The following is a 16,611-nucleotide window of genomic DNA, read 5'->3' on the forward strand; positions in this document are numbered from 1 at the left end:
TAGAAAATAGCTACGCAATCGTTATAGCAGACATCTACTAATAATAAAGACAGGGTAGAACAAAAAAGTATTACAAGGAGGGCTGCGTTATGCCATGGACAAAGGAGGATTACCCGGATTCTCTCAAAAACTTTATGGCGCCAATTCGCAATAAAGCGATCGAGATTGCCAATGCGTTGTTGGAGGATGGTTATGAGGAAGGCAGGGCAATTGCGATTGCAACGGCGCAAGCGAAGGAATGGGGAGAGAATAGGGATAAGCAAATAAGAAAAAAATCAGTATGATTTGTACAAAAAGATAACGCTATTTTATTTTGTCCATTGATCCGCGAGAGAAAATTGCTTACCATTCTAAGTGATAATGATAAACATTATCACAACACCGAGAAATGAATTGGAGGATAATAGAATGGTACAAGCAAGGAAGGCAAGCATGCTTTTGGCTGTTATTGCGCTTATGGGAGCTTTATTAATAGCATGCGGCAACAATACGAGCAATTCGGGCGATCAAACTCCCGCTAATCATGCGGAATCATCTGCATCACCGACCGCTTCTGCTGAACCGCAGGAGCCGGCGAAGACAACACGCGTATTCACTGACTGGACAGGCCATGAGGTGGAAATACCTGTTCAGCCACAGCGTGTTATCTATCATGGCGAGGTAACGGGAGACGTGCTGGCGCTTGGCGTAACACCAGTAGGTGTGATCAAATCGGCTGATGGCGGTACTGTATATGATGACAAGCTGGCTTCTTCAGAGGATGTTGGCTTTCCTATAAGTCTGGAGAAAACATTATCCCTTCAGCCTGACCTGATCATTTTCTCGAATAGCGATGCTGCTCAGTACGACAAGATCTCCAAGGTCGCACCGACAGTAACGTTTGATTCCTTCGCGTCTCTACAAGATAGAATGCGTACGCTGGGCGACATGCTGGGCAAGAAGGATGAGGCAGAGGCATGGCTGACCAAGCATGAAGCGGATGTAGAGAAAATGTGGACGATGCTTCATGAGAATGGGATAAAGGATAATGAGACGGCTACTGTCTTCACAATGTATCCGGGCAATCGCTTGTTCGTTATGGCGGGTGCGGGTCTTCCACAGTTCTTGTATGAGGAACAGGGCTTCAAGCCTGGAGATAAGATTCAGGGGCTTATTGATCAACAGGTAGGGTTCGTAGAGATTTCTGCTGAGTTGATGGAAGAATACGCAGGCGATCGTATTTTCATCTTAAATCCGGTAGACCCTGCGGCTCAGGAATCTACGAATGAGCTAATGAAGAGTAAAGTATGGAATAACCTTCCTGCTGTTAAGAATGGCTATGTGTATGAGTTTGATATTCTAAAAGCAGGCAGCGATGCCCTTTCGAGAGAATGGATGATTCAGGAGCTTCCGAAAGCTTTGATTAAATAGTTGGTCGCGCCATCTTAGCGTATATAAGATTAAAGAAGCTTATCAGCCACGGTTGATAAGCTTCTTTTTTTCATATATAATAACGTAAATGATAATCATTATCACATGGAATAGGAGGTTCGGCATGCACTTTCCACCTGTATCACCAGTGCATTTGCGGTTTCTGTCCTTTCATTTGTTGGATATAGAGCTGTTAACTTGCGATTCAGATACCGTGCCAGAAGAGGAACAAATAGAAGCATATACGCTCCTCATAGGGAAGAGCGGCTCTGGCACAATAGATAAGAACAATAATGAAATGGCTTTCTCGGCGCCCAGCGCTTTTCTGTGTATCCCTGGCGAAGCCTATCAGATCAAGAGTGATGTCAATCAAAGCATCGACTATTATCGAATAACGTTCCTGATTACTCGTGTCAGCCAATCCTCTACTGCTCCGGAATGGTATAAGGATGATTTGTTTCCGGATAGGAACGGGCTGCGTGTCTATCCATCGTCCCAGCTAATGGATATGGCTGATCAATTGTATGGGAGTAGAGAAGATCAGGATGGTATTGAATCATTCCAGCATAATCTCCGCTTCTTGAAGCTGATAGGCTTTGTATTGGAGCATAATATGATATCTGAGAGAAAGCCGAGCTCCATTCAAGCTGTGGAACGTACGATTCAATATTTGCAGGATCATTATACGGACAAAATAACTGTAGGGCTCCTTTCACAAATTGCAGGATTGCCTAACGGGCAATACTCTGCGATTTTTAAGGAGCTGACAGGAAAAAGGCCGCTTGATTATTTGACTGAGCTTCGAATAAAGCAATCGAAGGATTGGCTGCTTCAATCGAATGAATCTTTACGTTATATTGCCGAGCGGGTAGGCTTTACGGATGAATATTACTTCAATCGCCGATTCCGCCAAATGACGGGGATGTCTCCCAGACAATATGGTCTAGCTATGAGACAGAGAGTCAGCGTAACCGATTGGGCTGGCCATAAGGTCGCAATTCCCGCGAAGCCTGCCCGCATTATCTTTTATGGAAATACAATAGATGATTTGCTGACTTTGGGTATTCAGCCTATTGGAGGCGACCTATGGGGAGGTGGGCGTCCATTTGATAAAGACCGAGCTTCCTCGCTCAAGCCGGATCTCATTATTTTTGATAGGGAAGATGAAAGGCAGTATGCGCAAATTTCTCAAATCGCTCCGACACTGACCTATAACTCATTCGGCTCGCTTGAGGAGAGGTTATTAATGTTAGGGGAATGGCTTGGAAAGGAGCAGGAAGCCCAGCACTGGCTTAACCATCATAACAGCAATACTGATCGAATGTGGCAGCAGCTTCAGCCTTATATTCGACCCGGGGAGACGGCAACGGTATTCGTCCATCATCGGGGCAAGCGTTTTTTTGCAATGGGCAATATTGGCCTAACATCTGTTCTTTATCATCCATGCGGTTTCCGTCCGACACAGGCCGTGCAGGATATGCTGAGTGAAGAGAAGGCCTATATGGAGATTACGCTGGAGATGGTTCATGAGTACGCAGGGGACCGCTTATTCATGCTGCTTCCAAGCAGCCCCGTATCGCGAAGAGCAATGGAAGAGACAATCAGGAGTGCAGCTTGGCAGAGTCTTCCCGCGGTGCGCAACGGGCTGGTTTATCTAATAGATGAGATTACGTGGAACTGTTATGACGCTAATACGATTAGCAAGCTGCTGAGTATGCTGCCCGGTCTGTTACAGCATAGTTCATAGAAATCATCATGCATGAACGTCAATGATATCGTTAATTTCGGAGCGACAGCTAGAGCTGTTGCTTTTTTTTGTGCAAAATAATTGAACGTTTTGTCCATTGTTTTTATAAGAGAGAGGAGCCTACAATTATATTGATAATCATTCTCATGAAAAATGGTGTTTGGGAAGTCAGCAAGAGGAGGAAAAACATTGACAGAGCAGCTCGAATTATATGATGTGACGATTATTGGCGGGGGCCCTGCGGGGATGTACACCGCTTTTTATAGTGGAATGCGCGATTTGAAGACGAAGCTTATTGAAGCCAAGGACGAGCTTGGCGGACGCATGCTGATTTATCCGGAAAAAATGATATGGGATGTGGGCGGGGTTCCCCCGATTCTGTGCGGCAAGCTGATTACCCAATTGGAGCAGCAGGCTAGAACCTTTGATCCGACGCTCGTATTCGGCCAGCAGATTACTAAACTTGAGAAGCAGGAGGATTCCACCTATATTCTGGAGGCTGCCAGTGGAGAGAAGCACTGGACGCGTACAGTTGTGCTCGCAATCGGGCGCGGCATTCTGAAGATGGCGAAGCTTGCGCTGGAAGGAGCCGAGCGTTACGAGGTGACCAACCTGCATTATACCGTCCAAGAGCTGGAGCCGTTCCGAGGGAAGCGAGTATTGATCTCAGGAGGAGGCAATTCTGCAGTAGACTGGGCGAATGAGCTGGAGTCCATTGCTAGCCATGTCACTGTCGTACATCGCCGCCATCAATTCGGCGGGCATGAGAGCAATATCGCCCGAATGAATAATTCGTCTGTAGATGTTCTTACTCCTTATGAGGTCAGCCAACTGTATAGCGGCAATGGGGAGGCAATCGAGCGAGTGACGCTCCGTAATTTGGAGACAGGCGACACCCATCAGCTTGAGATTGATGAGGTCATTGTGAATCATGGGCTTCAATCCGATTTTAGTGGAATCAAGGATTGGGGTCTTGATATGGATGACTGGAATGTATTCGTTAATCCGAAGCTGGAGACCAATCTGCCTGGTATTTTTGGCGCAGGTGATTTTGTCTACTATGACAGTAAAGTGAATCTGATTGCCGGGGCGTTCACGGATGCAGCGCTGGCTCTTAATAGCGCCAAGCTGTATTTGGACCCAGAGGCTCCAAAAACGGCATATGTATCCTCGCATAATGATCGTTTTAAGGAGAAGAACAAGGCGCTTGGTGTAGTGACAGAGTAGAGGCGCATCGAAAAAGGAGGACCTTATGGTTCGTTATTTTTTTAGTTATTATCGTCCGTATAAAGGTTTGTTTATGCTTGATTTTGGCTGTGCGATTATTGCAGGCCTTCTGGAATTGGCTTTCCCTATGGCTGTCAATGTATTCATTGATGACCTGCTGCCGGGCAACAAATGGGATTTGATTGTCTGGGCATCCCTTGGCCTGATCGCGCTCTATGCGCTGAATACCGGGCTTATGTATATTGTGAATTATTGGGGCCATATGCTCGGCATTAATATAGAGACAGATATGAGGCGCAAGCTGTTCGCGCATATACAGAAGCTGTCCTTCCGCTTCTTCGATAATACGAAGACGGGCCATTTGATCGGCAGATTGACTAATGATATGAACATGATTGGCGAGATGGCGCATCACGGGCCTGAAGATTTAATTATTGCACTGATGACATTGGCGGGTTCTTTCACACTCATGATGTTCATCAACTGGAAGCTTGCTGTCCTGACCTTTATCGTCGTTCCCGCTATTATTTGGGTAGTTGTATTTTTCAACAAAAAAATGACGAAAGCCATTCATCAGCTGTTCAGCGATATCGGTGATTTCAACGCACGAATCGAGGATAATGTAGGCGGAATTCGCGTCGTTAAAGCCTTCTCTAATGAGCCGTATGAGGAGGCGCAATTTGCGGTGAACAACGATCGCTTCCGGTTAACCAAGCTGCGTTCGTATAAGCTGATCGCCAGTAACGGAGCTATCAGTTATATGATGATGCGATTCGTTACTTTGTTTGTAATGGTATGCGGTACCTGGTTTGTTATTCGGGGACAGCTCTCTTATGGTGAGTTTGTCAGCTTCCTGCTGCTGACGAATGTCTTCTTCCGTCCTATTGAAAAGATAAATGCCATCGTGGAAAGCTACCCGCAGGGCTTCGCCGGCTTCAAGCGTTATGTGGAATTAATGAAGACGGAGCCGGATGTAGCGGATGCACCGGATGCAACTGAGCTCGCTGCTTTTCACAAAGAGATAACCTTCGACAGCGTATCCTTCAGTTATGAAGAAGGCCGGCAGGTGCTCAGTAAGGTGGATTTGGTTATTCGCAAGGGAGAGACTGTAGCCTTCGTCGGCCCATCCGGTGCGGGCAAAACGACGCTATGCAGTCTAGTCCCGCGTTTCTATGAGGTCGAGAGCGGAGCGATTCGCATTGATGGAGTCGATATTCGCCAGGTGACGCAGGAATCACTCCGTAAGCAGCTTGGTATCGTGCAGCAAGATGTGTTCTTGTTCGCCGGGACGATTCGCGAGAACATCCTGTACGGCAAGCTGGATGCGAGTGAAGAGGAAATATGGGAGTCTGCAAGACGAGCGCGACTAGATGAATTTATACGATCGCAAGAGAGAGGGATGGATACGGTTATTGGAGAACGGGGAGTGAAGCTGTCAGGCGGGCAGAAGCAGCGTCTGGCAATTGCACGCATGTTCCTTAAAAATCCGCCAATTCTCATTCTCGACGAAGCGACCTCGGCATTAGATACAGAGACGGAGCTAGCCATCCAGCAATCGTTGGCAGAGCTGTCGAAGGGGCGGACAACGTTAGTCATTGCCCATCGCCTTGCTACAATTAAAGATGCGGATCGGATTGTGGTAGTGACTGAGCAAGGAATTGCAGAACAGGGCCATCATGAGCAATTGGTAGCCTCAGGCGGGGCATACAGCCGTCTGCATCAAGCGCAGTTCGGAGCTTAATTGCTCTTATATTAATACATTTTCCGTATTCATTAGCAGTCTCAAATACACATTTATTCCGGTCATCCTAAAGGTGGGGCAAATGAATCAGGCATTAGTTACTAAGCAATCAAAATCAAAGTGGCCAGCCGCATTTATTCTGACTGGCGGTTTGGTTATACTGGCGTTTTGTATGATCTTATCTATTTCATTCGGAGCAGCGAACATTCCGTTTCTCGTGGTATGGAAAGCTATTTTTCAGTTTAATCCTGATGTTACTCAGCATCAGATTATACAAGAGCTTCGCCTGCCAAGGGTGCTGGGAGGAGCGATGGTAGGCGCCAGCTTCTCCGTGGCTGGAGCGATTATGCAAGGAATGACTCGGAATCCGCTGGCGGATTCCGGTCTGCTCGGTTTAAATGCGGGGGCAGGTCTAATGCTCACGCTTTGCTTTGCCTTTTTTCCGGGACTGCCTTATATGTACCTAATTATGTTCTCCTTCTTGGGCGCAGCTGTCAGTGTTGCGCTCGTATACGGCATCGGTTCGCTGGCAAAAGGCGGGCTTACACCTGTCCGCTTGGTCCTAGCGGGTGCGGCATTAAGTGCTCTGCTTAGTGCACTTAGCGAGGGGATTTCGCTTTATTTTAGAATCGGACAAGATATGGCGTATTGGTATGCCGGCGGTTTGGCGGGGACGAATATGCTGCAACTGAAAATAATGTTCCCATGGATCGCTGCGGCGATCTTGGGCGCAATTATATTATCCCGCTCGATCACGATGCTGAGCCTGGGGGAGGATGTCGCACGAGGACTCGGACAGCGAACGCAGTTCACTAAGCTCGCCGGAGCGGTTATTGTGCTTATTCTTGCTGGCTCAGCGGTATCTGTTGTCGGTGCGGTTAGCTTCGTTGGGCTCCTCATTCCGCATGTGACAAGAAAGCTGGTTGGCGTGGACTATCGCTGGATTATTCCCTGCTCAGCCGTGCTGGGCAGCTTGCTTGTTGTAGTCGCAGATTTGGCGGCAAGAATGCTTAATCCGCCTTATGAAACGCCGGTGGGGGCACTCATCGCTCTTATCGGAGTTCCCTTCTTTCTGTATTTGGCACGCAAAGAAAGGAGAGGGCTCTAGATGCATAACCTTGCCGCTCCAACAATTGAGCAGCAGAAACGAAAACGGCATATGATTGTGCTGTCAGTACTCGCAGCTCTTATTGTTATCGTATTTATAATCAGCATGAACACAGGTTATATCCGGCTGTCCCCAATTGAGCTGCTACGAACCTTGTTTGGTCAGGGTACCGATAAGCAAAATTTGATTTTGTTCGAGTTCCGCCTGCCGCGCCTTGTGATTTCCTTGCTCATTGGCGCGGGCCTGGCGGTATCAGGCTGCGTGATGCAGGGGATATCACGCAACGCTTTGGCAGATCCCGGTATTCTCGGCATTAACGCTGGAGCAGGTCTGATGGTCATGCTGTTTATTTCATTCTACCCAACGACAGCGGCGGCGCCTGCATTCCTGCTGCCTGTGTTGGCGCTTATTGGAGCGGGACTGACAGCCGCCTTGATTTATTCATTGGCGTACAGGCGTCATCAAGGCTTGTCGCCAACGCGCCTGCTTCTCACAGGGATCGGGGTTGCGGCGGGAATTAGCGCGGCGATGATCGTATTGACCTTGAGGCTGAATCCAGAAAAGTATCAGTTCGTAGCCACATGGCTCGCTGGGAGCATCTGGGGAACGGATTGGAAGTTTGTGATTTCCTTGCTGCCGTGGATTCTAGTTCTGCTGCCATTCGTATTCTATAAAGCCCAGGCGATGAATGTACTTAGTCTTGGCGAACAATTGGCTACTGGCCTAGGGGCCAAGGTATCCAGAGAACAGCTTCTATTGCTTGCTGCCGCAGTTGGGCTTGCTGCCTCCTCCGTTGCTGTCAGCGGCGGCATCGGCTTCGTTGGGCTGATCGGGCCGCACTTGGCGCGTCGCCTTGTTGGTCCCAAGCATCAGATGCTGCTTCCAGTAGTGGCTCTGATAGGAGCCCTTCTGGTCATTACGGCAGATACGATTGGCCGCTCTATTATTCAGCCTTCTGAAATTCCAACGGGGATTGTAGTCGCGGTTATTGGTGCGCCGTATTTCCTCTACTTGTTAGCGAAGTCCAGAGGGTGAAGCAGAACAAGTGCTATCCTTTCTCGGGTACCTACAAGCTTCAAGACGGCAAAATTAAGGAATACCAGACCTGCATCGACAGTCATGATCTGTTCCACTAGTTGACTTAGGATCGAATGCTCATATCAAGCTTTGGAGAACAGAGACATCGGGGGAATAACTTCATGGCTCTGTTCTATTTGTTATGCCTGAGAAATTTTGTTATTTATAGCTGGCTGTAAGTTTATATTTGGTATATGCTGAAAGTACTATTAATAATTTTCCTGATGAGGTACGTAAATGTATATTAATTCAAATATAGCGGCGCTAAGCACCTTGAATAAATTAAGAACAAATAATACTCAGAGTTCTAAGACGATGGAAAAGCTGTCCTCGGGCCTGCGTATTAATAGAGCTGCAGATGATGCTGCAGGGCTGGCTATTTCCGAGCAAATGCGCGGTCAAATTCGCGGCATGCAGCAGGCTTCAAGAAATATTCAAGATGGGATCTCGTTAATACAGACAGCAGAAGGCGCCATGCAGGAAATACATGCGATCTTACAACGGATGAATGAATTGACGGTCCAAGCTGCTAACGGGACCTACAGCGATACGGATAGAGCCAACATTCAAAGTGAATTTATGAATTTGCATACGGAAATAGATGCAATAGCCAAACATACGAATTTTAATGGGATAACACTTTTGGATGGAAGTCATTCCACTCACACAGATGGAAATTACACGCAAATTGCAGGGAGTAAAGTTCTGTCAGGAGCCGTAGCGGTTAACGCCAATAATGATACTTTTCAATTTGAATTGGATAATGGCAGCTTCTCGATAGCTTTAACCCATGGCAGCTATCAGCCTTCTGAACTGGTCGATCAAATAAATGCACAATTACTGAATAATCATGTAGACCTCAAAGCCTCTTTAATCAATGGGAGCCTGAGCTTTAGTCCGATACTATCGGGCAAATATACAATTAACGAGATTACAGGCAATGGAACGGCCCATATGCTGAACTTTCAGCAGGGTACAGCTTCTCAGTATGTCGTCGCAGGTGAAGCGCTGCTTACTCCTTTTATTACAATAACTGCTGGAGTCAATGATACATTGACGTTCGATGTGGATGGGACAAGCTATTCGCTCACTCTAGATGCGGGCACTTACGTGACGAATAGGTATGATGATCCGGCAACCTCTCCGTTGGCGATGGAGATCAACAATAAGCTTAGTGCATTGAATATTCCAATTGTTGCAGGTTATGGCGGTTTCGTTGGTTCACATCCTTCACTTCCCGGAGATATATATAGCGCCTGCCTAACTTTCAAAGGAAATATTGTAACTATCGGCAATTTTGGAGGGACTGCCAAAGATACTTTATTAGGCAACCTGTGGGTCGATCAATCTCAAGGAGGCTCTCCTTCAAAATTAGCTGGGGCAAAGGATTTATCAGGCGGCTTGGAGATACGAAGCGGAAGTGATGACATAGAGATTGAGATAAATGGCACAAACAGAACCTATACCTTTGCTGCTGGAACATACGATGCATCCAGTCTGCTTAATGAATTAAATAGCCAGCTTTCCACAGATAATGTGGTTGCTTCATTAATAAACGGGAAGCTTCTTCTTACTCAGAACGATGGTTTTGCCATGCGTGTGAATGGAGGGAGCTTGGCGAAGGATTTATTATTCTCTTATGTAGAGGGGCAAGACGAAGACGCATCCAAGCAGGGCATTATTATTCAGACAGGCACAGCTGTAAAAGACAAGTTAACTCTTAATATGCCGAATGTAACATTAGCAGCAATTGGCATGCAAAATCTAGATATTTCAACGTCTGTCGGAGCTTCGTCCGCTATTGGAACAATGAAGGATACGATAAATAAAATCTCATCAGAGAGAGCTAAGCTGGGTGCCTATCAGAATCGTTTGGAACATACTAATAATAACGTATTAAATTATACTGAAAATTTAACCTTGTCTGAATCAAGAATAAGAGATGCGGATATGGCTAGAGAAATGATGGAGATCGCCAAAGCTCAGATTCAGGAGAAGGCGGGCCAAGCGATGCTCGCGCAGGCGAATATGCTGCAGCAGAATAGCATGAGTATATTAAGGCCATGATGTTGGCTCAGATTCCGAAGCGATGGAGGGGTTCTTTTGTATAAATGCATAATTTTCGATGTGGATGGAACGCTGATTGATACGGAAAAAGCGGTCATCGGCTCGCTGCAAAAGACGCTTAAAGAAGTGCTAGGACGGGATTACGCACATGATGAACTGACCTTCGTGCTGGGTGTGCCTGGTACCACATCGCTGCCGAAGCTGGGCATTCAGAATGTGGACGAAATTAATGATAAGTGGAATGCTAATATGAAAGAATATTATGCAGACATTCAGGTATATAAGGATATCGACATCGTATTGAAAGCCTTGCGCAACGCGAAGATTATGACGGGCATTGTTACCTCCAAAACGAAGCAGGAATTAGAAGATGACTTCGTGCCTTTTGGACTAATCGACTGCTTGCCGTTCGTCGTTACTGCCGATGATACGCTGAAGCATAAGCCCAATCCGGAGCCCCTGCTGAAATTTCTTGAGATATCCGGCGTTAGCCAATCAGAAGCTATCTATATTGGGGATACCGTCTATGATGGGGAATGTGCAGTATCAGCCGGAGTAGACTTCGCTTTGGCCGTATGGGGAGCTCCATCGCCAGACAGAATCAATGCCAAATATAAATTAGAGGAACCGAAGGATATTTTGAAGCTTATTTAATTGGTAATTGCCATTCTAGTGGGAATCGAGCAAGCATGATCTTCTTCTTGCTAAAGGGAGATAGTGATTTATTGCATAAAGAGCATGAGGAGTAGACTCCTATGCTCTTTATTTTTGTAGAAAAAAACCGCCATCAAAACATTAGGTGCGGAGTCCCTGCATAAGCAGGAGCTAGTTCCACAGTTATTAGCTCGGATTGCTGTACAGCTTGTAGAGCTGCGGGGCAGTTAATGCAGTGTTGTAAAATTGAAACTCATCCAAGCCACCACTCCAATTAACGTTAGTTGCATTGGGTGATTTATGGGCGCCTAGTCGGAATGCTCCTGTAGATGGCTCCACTGTACGGACTGCGGAAGAATCGGCTTGCCCGTTGACATATAAGGTCACGGTGCTCGCTTGTTTCACTACTGCTACATGTGTCCATGCATTCAAAGGAATAGAGGCTGTAGAGAATAGCGCCGTATTACCGAGATAAGTGCCAAGTCTGCCGGTAGCCGTATCCCGGTACAGCAAAGTACGTCCAGTAGCTCCTTCTTGCTGAGCAATGATTTGACTGGTACCCGATGCCGAACCAAGCTTGACCCAGCCTGATAACGTGAAATCTGATGTACCGGGATTAATCAGGGCAGGGATAGCCGCATAATCGCCATTGCCATCAAGGAAGAGCGCTCCTCCCGCAATTCCTCCGGAGGCATTCCAGACAGGATTGCCCGCTAGTGTACCGCCATAGCCATTCCCCGTACTGTCCACTATATCGGTTCCGCTGGAGCTGTTCAGCTTGTAAGCGGCAAGTGGGGAGACGTTAATGAGAGGAACACCACTCCCCTCATAGGCGCCGATGTTCGGTGGAGAAGAAGCCGATACGGCATTGCCGAAGTAATCAAGCCCGCCGTTGGCGGGGATGACGGTCCCTGCCTGAAGAGCAGGTGAGCCTTCACTAGGCTTGTAGCCTGTGGTTTGCAAGCTTCCAGGCAATGAGAGCCAAGGATCGCTTGTCACCGTATTGGTCGCATTTGCATGTACGGGAACGCGGAACAGAATATTACGATCAATGACGAATGAGGGGTCATTCAGCATCCAAGTGACTGTTCCTGCCCCGCTTTTATATAGCAGGTTGTTGCGGAATTGTACGGCTTGAGGTGAGCTCGAACTTTCTTGATAGACAACAGGGGCAATGCCATCCCCCATGTAGATGGTATTGTTATAAATCTGACCGTTTACAATTTCTCCTCCGCAGCTCTGGAACAGCCGTGCGCGGTCATTCACTGAAATGTTATAACGTATCGTGAAGTTTTTAGATTTACCCCGTCCAGTCGGGCATAGAAGGAAGAAGCCCCCTTCATTCTCATGGGAATAGTTGTACTGGAATACAATATTGCTGGTCGAGTGATCCACATCAAAGCCCATGCCATCCAAAGTGGATTTGCCTCCAGTAGCTTCATTGTATTGGAAGGTGACATTATTGGAGTTGGCTGTCCACATCCCTGCATTTGGTGAATTTGAACGTCTATTGAAGCCCGATAAGGTATTGCCTTCTACCAGAGAGCCATCTACCGTCATAGGTGCAATGCCGTCGCCGCCAATATCAGACAGGGTATTATCGGAGATCGTCACGTTCGTGGCAGGTGTCCATGCAGCCGTGCATAGGCTGCCCCAGAATTCAGCGAGCTCTGGGCGTTGGCAGTAATTGGACCAGACATAAATGCCTTGACGATCCACACCCGTAATGGTGTTATTCGTAATGGTTAGATTATGAAAAGCAGTCGGGATGGCGCTGCCTAGCACTTGAACGACAATTCCCCCGGACGCATTGGCATACTTGCCAGTACCATGGTAATTGCCAACTACAGTAGAAGGCATATAGCCCCGCACATCATGAATGTAGAGGTTATTGAGGGTGACTCCATTGAGATTGCCGGCATCCTGGCCTAGAACATGTACTCCTCGGCGAGCTGTCTTGTTATCACCGGAGGCTGTTAGTTCCAGATCCTGCAATTGGACATAAGGGAAGTTGCGGAGACGCACGGCATCCTCCTGCCCATTCGCATCAATTCGCGGACGTTCGATGCCACTGCCATAGGCTGCAATCAGGACAGGAGATGCAGCCGTTCCTGTTCCTTGCGGGGCGAAGGTGCCTGAGCAGGCTGCCCCCCTTTTGAAAAGTACGCTGTCACCAGGCTGAAGAGTCACTGCATTAATAGCATTCAGGGAAGAAAAGGGTGAAGATATTGAGCCGGTGCCAGCCGCCACCACCGAGCAATCTACATAATAGGAAGCACCTGCGGCGGAAGCGGTCTGGACAGGAAGAAAACCATAGAACAGTGCGGATACAGCTAAGGAAAGAGTAAGAAGGGACGGAATAACAGATTTAGCGAGCTTGGCGAATAGAAACATCATTTTTTCTCCTTTCATTAATAGAGGGATTTGGATAATGACTATTGGTAAGCCTCTGCTGTTGTCGCAAGTCGCTGGCCGCCATCTATTGGCCTTGCAGCCTCGATGGCTGGCAAGGCTTCACCGGCCTCTGCCATGCGGCGGAGCAGCCGCTCTTGCAGTACATCTGCGACCTCGCGATGCGACTCATACCCAATCAAGTTTGTCAGTTCATACGGATCAGCTTCCAAATCGTATAAATAAGCCTCAGTGTAATGGGTCGCTCCTGGCTGAGCATTGCCATCGAGGCCTTCAGCAACTACGCTGTACTTCCATCTCTTCGTGCGCACGGCACGTCCGATCTCCGTTTCACTGATTTGAACCAGTAATTCCTCAGGCCATTCGGCACGTGGATCACGAAGAATAGGGAGAATAGACCGACCCTGCATGTGGGCGGGGACTTCCAGACCTGCCGCGTCTAATAAAGTGGGTGCAAGATCAATGATACTGACAAGATGCTGGAGCCTGCGTCCTTCACTGAAGATGGAACCGGTTAGTGCGGTAGGTACACGAATGGAGCTGTCATGGCAGGATCGCTTATATTCACTGTTGCGTGTCTTGAAGTGATTGCCATGATCGGAAGTGAATAGAACGATCGTCTCCTCCTCCAGATCGAGGCTTTTGAGCGTATCCTGAATACGTCCCAATGCCTCATCCAGCCGCTTGACCATTCCATAGTAGCCGCCGATATGCTGATGAACCGTCCCGCCTTGCGCAGCTAGATCAGGTGGCAGCCATGTGCCGCTGTAGCGCTCGGCATAGCCGGTGGGTGCAGGATAGCTGTCAAGGTGATTCTGATGGTGCGGCTCCAAATAGGAGAGAAAGAGAAAGAAGGGCTCCTCTTGGTGATCGTCGATAAATCGAATAGCAGCGTCAGTTAGCGCATCTACACGATAACCGGGCAGACGAACGGCTTCATTATTCTGGTTATACAAGACCGTTCGATACGAATCCGAAGAGAATTCTAGAATATTGGCTGCAAGCCATTCCTCATAGCCTCCTCGCTTCTCTACAGGCACAGGCTCTTCATCAGCGAGATGCCATTTGCCAATATAGCCGGTATGGTAGCCCCCCTCTGCAAAATAATGTCCGAGCGTATGAAGCTGCAAAGGCAGCGGTATGCCATTCTTGTAGCAGCCGGAAGCTGTGGCATACATGCCGCTCTGCATACAGGACCGCGCAGGTCCGCATACAGGCTGGCAGGTGAAAGAATGGTACAGATGCGTGCCGAAAGCTGCCATACGGTCGAAGTTCGGCGTAAGTCCCAGCGGATTGCCGTGGGCGCCAGTCGTGTCCCATCGCTGCTGGTCTGTGAAAAAAACAATGACATTCGGACGGCGATTATTCGTAGTCATACAATCTAGCTCCTCTCGTATTCATGTTGCTATTCTTTGACTCCTCCTGCGGTAAGGCCGTCGATCATATAACGCTGGAGGAACAGGAAGGCCGCTAGCAGCGGGGCGGTCGCCGTGACCGCAGCTGCGGCAGCGCCAGACCAGTTGTACCCGAACTCCCCAAGATAGGTTAGGGAAAGGCCGGGACTTAATGTCCTCTTATCGAGATCGCTAACAAGGGCGAGACCGAACAGAAAGTCGTCCCACGCAATTAAAAAGGTATAGATGGCAACAGCAACAAGCCCCGGCTTGGCGAGCGGCAGAACGACCTGCATGAGTGTGCGAATTCGGGAGGCTCCGTCCATCTCCGCGGCTTCATCAAGTTCACGGGCGATGCTGTCAAAGAAGGTTTTCATCATAAGCATGCAAAAAGGAAGAGCAGTTGTCGTAGTCGCCAGAATGAGCGCGATCGGCGTATTCAGCAGATGCAGCTTGCTGTACAACGTATAGAGACCAATGAGCAGAGTAACGGCAGGGAACATCTGGGTTGACAGAACAAGCAGCACGACAAGACGACTGCCTCCAAAAGGAAAGCGAGACATGCCGTAGCCTGCTAGAACGGAGACAGACATACAGAGTGCCGTAGCTCCTATGGCCACTATTACGGTATTCCAGTAGAAGGTTAGAAATAGAGAAGAGCTTAGTACGCTTTTGTAGCTGCCGAAGAATGGATGTGCTGGCAGCATACGCGGCGGGAAGCGGAACAGCTCTGCATTGGATTGCAGTGAAATTTGAATGATCCAATAAACAGGGAATAGGAACAGCACTAGTAGAGCAAGCAATGCCAGATAGGCTAGCCAGGGCTTACTGCGTATAGTCGTGACATCCATTAGACGAAAGAGCCTCCTTGGAGCTAAATATGGCGATGAGCAGCACGGTGCAAAGGAACAGCGATAATTAGCAAGAGAACCATCCAAAGGACGCCTATCGCAGCTCCTTGGCCCAAGTCGTAGTTTTGGAAGGCCGTTTTGTAAGTGTGAATGGCTAATGATTCTGTCGCATCGACAGGGCCGCCCCCGGTGAGGGTGAAAAATAGGGTGAACATCTGGAAGTTCGCCACAATCATCATAAGCGCCACATTCGCCAGAACAGGCGACAGAGAAGGCACTGTAATATGCCAGAAAGCCTGATGCTTCTTGGCACCATCAATCATGGCTGCCTCATACAGTGACTTCGGCACACCTTGCAGGCCAGCAAGCAGCATGATCGCGACAAGCGGTGTCTGCCGCCAGATTGCTGCCCCCATAGTAGCAGGTAGTGCAAGGGAAGCGTCGTTCAGGACATTGAGCTTCTGATCAATGATTCCGCCTTGCAGCAGCAAATAGTTCAATACGCCGTAATCCCCTTGGTAAATGAGCATGAAGATAAGTGCGGTAACCAAAGTAGGAATAGCCCAAGGGATTAACAATATGCTCCGAAAGAAGGTGCGGAACCGAATAGGGCTATTCAGCAGCAGGGCTGCCGCCATCCCCAATAGCAGCTCGGTACCCACTACACCAATTACATACAGCAGCGTTACCTTTAGGGAATGGAAAAAGGCGAATGATTCCAGCAACGCTTTGTAGTTAGCCAAGCCATTCCAAGGACGCTCCGCGGATAGAAGCGAAGCATCGACAAGGCTGGTATAGATGGAACGGACAAGTGGTGCGGCAATGGTAAGCGAAAGCAATAGAATGGCAGGCAGCAGCAGAATGAGTCCGAATAGCTGGTTTTTGCGGGCACGTGACCAAAAGAACGTCATAATCTCCCTCTC

General features: G+C 48.3%; 13 protein-coding genes. 9 read left to right on the forward strand and 4 right to left on the reverse strand.

Annotation, left to right across the window (positions count from 1 at the left end; all coding sequences use genetic code 11):
- The first annotated feature begins 89 nt into the window (after positions 1-89).
- From AC50YO_RS12540 to AC50YO_RS12580, 9 genes are all read left to right on the forward strand, one after another.
- Positions 90-284 carry a DUF2188 domain-containing protein gene (locus AC50YO_RS12540; RefSeq protein ID WP_494847257.1) on the forward strand — a complete coding sequence of 65 codons (195 nt, stop codon included), beginning with the start codon at positions 90-92 and terminating at the stop codon, positions 282-284.
- A gap of 124 nt (positions 285-408) precedes the next feature.
- Entirely contained in the window at positions 409-1,410 is a 1,002-nt protein-coding gene (locus tag AC50YO_RS12545) for an ABC transporter substrate-binding protein (protein WP_494847258.1), read from the forward strand.
- A gap of 124 nt (positions 1,411-1,534) precedes the next feature.
- Positions 1,535-3,157 (forward strand): ABC transporter substrate-binding protein, encoded by a 1,623-nt coding sequence (locus AC50YO_RS12550; protein ID WP_494847260.1) that lies wholly within the window; start codon positions 1,535-1,537, stop codon positions 3,155-3,157.
- Positions 3,158-3,346: 189 nt separating this feature from the next.
- Positions 3,347-4,384, forward strand: a complete 1,038-nt coding sequence (locus AC50YO_RS12555) for an NAD(P)/FAD-dependent oxidoreductase (protein WP_494847262.1) — start codon at positions 3,347-3,349, stop codon at positions 4,382-4,384.
- A 25-nt stretch (positions 4,385-4,409) separates the two neighbouring features.
- Positions 4,410-6,125 (forward strand): ABC transporter ATP-binding protein, encoded by a 1,716-nt coding sequence (locus tag AC50YO_RS12560; protein WP_494847264.1) that lies wholly within the window; start codon positions 4,410-4,412, stop codon positions 6,123-6,125.
- Between the two features lie 82 nt (positions 6,126-6,207).
- Positions 6,208-7,233, forward strand: a complete 1,026-nt coding sequence (locus AC50YO_RS12565) for a FecCD family ABC transporter permease (protein ID WP_494847266.1) — start codon at positions 6,208-6,210, stop codon at positions 7,231-7,233.
- Positions 7,234-8,268, forward strand: a complete 1,035-nt coding sequence (locus AC50YO_RS12570) for a FecCD family ABC transporter permease (protein ID WP_494847268.1) — start codon at positions 7,234-7,236, stop codon at positions 8,266-8,268.
- A gap of 279 nt (positions 8,269-8,547) precedes the next feature.
- Complete coding sequence (locus AC50YO_RS12575; protein WP_494847269.1) at positions 8,548-10,377, forward strand: flagellin N-terminal helical domain-containing protein; 1,830 nt, start codon at positions 8,548-8,550, stop codon at positions 10,375-10,377.
- A gap of 36 nt (positions 10,378-10,413) precedes the next feature.
- Positions 10,414-11,031, forward strand: a complete 618-nt coding sequence (locus AC50YO_RS12580; RefSeq protein WP_494847271.1) for an HAD family hydrolase — start codon at positions 10,414-10,416, stop codon at positions 11,029-11,031.
- 186 nt (positions 11,032-11,217) lie between these two features.
- On the opposite strand, the gene AC50YO_RS12585 is transcribed toward AC50YO_RS12580, so the two are convergent.
- The 4 genes from AC50YO_RS12585 to AC50YO_RS12600 are packed head-to-tail and all read right to left on the reverse strand — an operon-like array spanning position 11,218 to position 16,599.
- Complete coding sequence (locus AC50YO_RS12585; protein ID WP_494847272.1) at positions 11,218-13,443, reverse strand: LamG-like jellyroll fold domain-containing protein; 2,226 nt, start codon at positions 13,441-13,443, stop codon at positions 11,218-11,220.
- Between the two features lie 23 nt (positions 13,444-13,466).
- Positions 13,467-14,819 carry a sulfatase family protein gene (locus AC50YO_RS12590; RefSeq protein WP_494847273.1) on the reverse strand — a complete coding sequence of 451 codons (1,353 nt, stop codon included), beginning with the start codon at positions 14,817-14,819 and terminating at the stop codon, positions 13,467-13,469.
- 29 nt (positions 14,820-14,848) lie between these two features.
- Positions 14,849-15,688 carry a carbohydrate ABC transporter permease gene (locus AC50YO_RS12595; protein WP_494847274.1) on the reverse strand — a complete coding sequence of 280 codons (840 nt, stop codon included), beginning with the start codon at positions 15,686-15,688 and terminating at the stop codon, positions 14,849-14,851.
- Between the two features lie 23 nt (positions 15,689-15,711).
- A complete protein-coding gene (locus tag AC50YO_RS12600) occupies positions 15,712-16,599 on the reverse strand; it encodes a carbohydrate ABC transporter permease (protein ID WP_494847275.1) in 888 nt (295 codons plus the stop codon).
- Positions 16,600-16,611 lie beyond the last annotated feature (12 nt).

Source organism: Paenibacillus sp. J22P59 (assembly GCF_059383895.1).

What these genes read in the sequence shown, in the direction of transcription:
- AC50YO_RS12540 (WP_494847257.1), top strand. Translation starts at nt 90, where the DNA reads ATGCCATGGACAAAGGAGGATTACCCGGATTCTCTCAAAAACTTTATG.
- AC50YO_RS12545 (WP_494847258.1), top strand. Translation starts at nt 409, where the DNA reads ATGGTACAAGCAAGGAAGGCAAGCATGCTTTTGGCTGTTATTGCGCTT.
- AC50YO_RS12550 (WP_494847260.1), top strand. Translation starts at nt 1,535, where the DNA reads ATGCACTTTCCACCTGTATCACCAGTGCATTTGCGGTTTCTGTCCTTT.
- AC50YO_RS12560 (WP_494847264.1), top strand. Translation starts at nt 4,410, where the DNA reads ATGGTTCGTTATTTTTTTAGTTATTATCGTCCGTATAAAGGTTTGTTT.
- AC50YO_RS12565 (WP_494847266.1), top strand. Translation starts at nt 6,208, where the DNA reads ATGAATCAGGCATTAGTTACTAAGCAATCAAAATCAAAGTGGCCAGCC.
- AC50YO_RS12570 (WP_494847268.1), top strand. Translation starts at nt 7,234, where the DNA reads ATGCATAACCTTGCCGCTCCAACAATTGAGCAGCAGAAACGAAAACGG.
- AC50YO_RS12575 (WP_494847269.1), top strand. Translation starts at nt 8,548, where the DNA reads ATGTATATTAATTCAAATATAGCGGCGCTAAGCACCTTGAATAAATTA.
- AC50YO_RS12585 (WP_494847272.1), bottom strand. Translation starts at nt 13,443, where the DNA reads ATGAAAGGAGAAAAAATGATGTTTCTATTCGCCAAGCTCGCTAAATCT.
- AC50YO_RS12590 (WP_494847273.1), bottom strand. Translation starts at nt 14,819, where the DNA reads ATGACTACGAATAATCGCCGTCCGAATGTCATTGTTTTTTTCACAGAC.
- AC50YO_RS12595 (WP_494847274.1), bottom strand. Translation starts at nt 15,688, where the DNA reads ATGGATGTCACGACTATACGCAGTAAGCCCTGGCTAGCCTATCTGGCA.
- AC50YO_RS12600 (WP_494847275.1), bottom strand. Translation starts at nt 16,599, where the DNA reads ATGACGTTCTTTTGGTCACGTGCCCGCAAAAACCAGCTATTCGGACTC.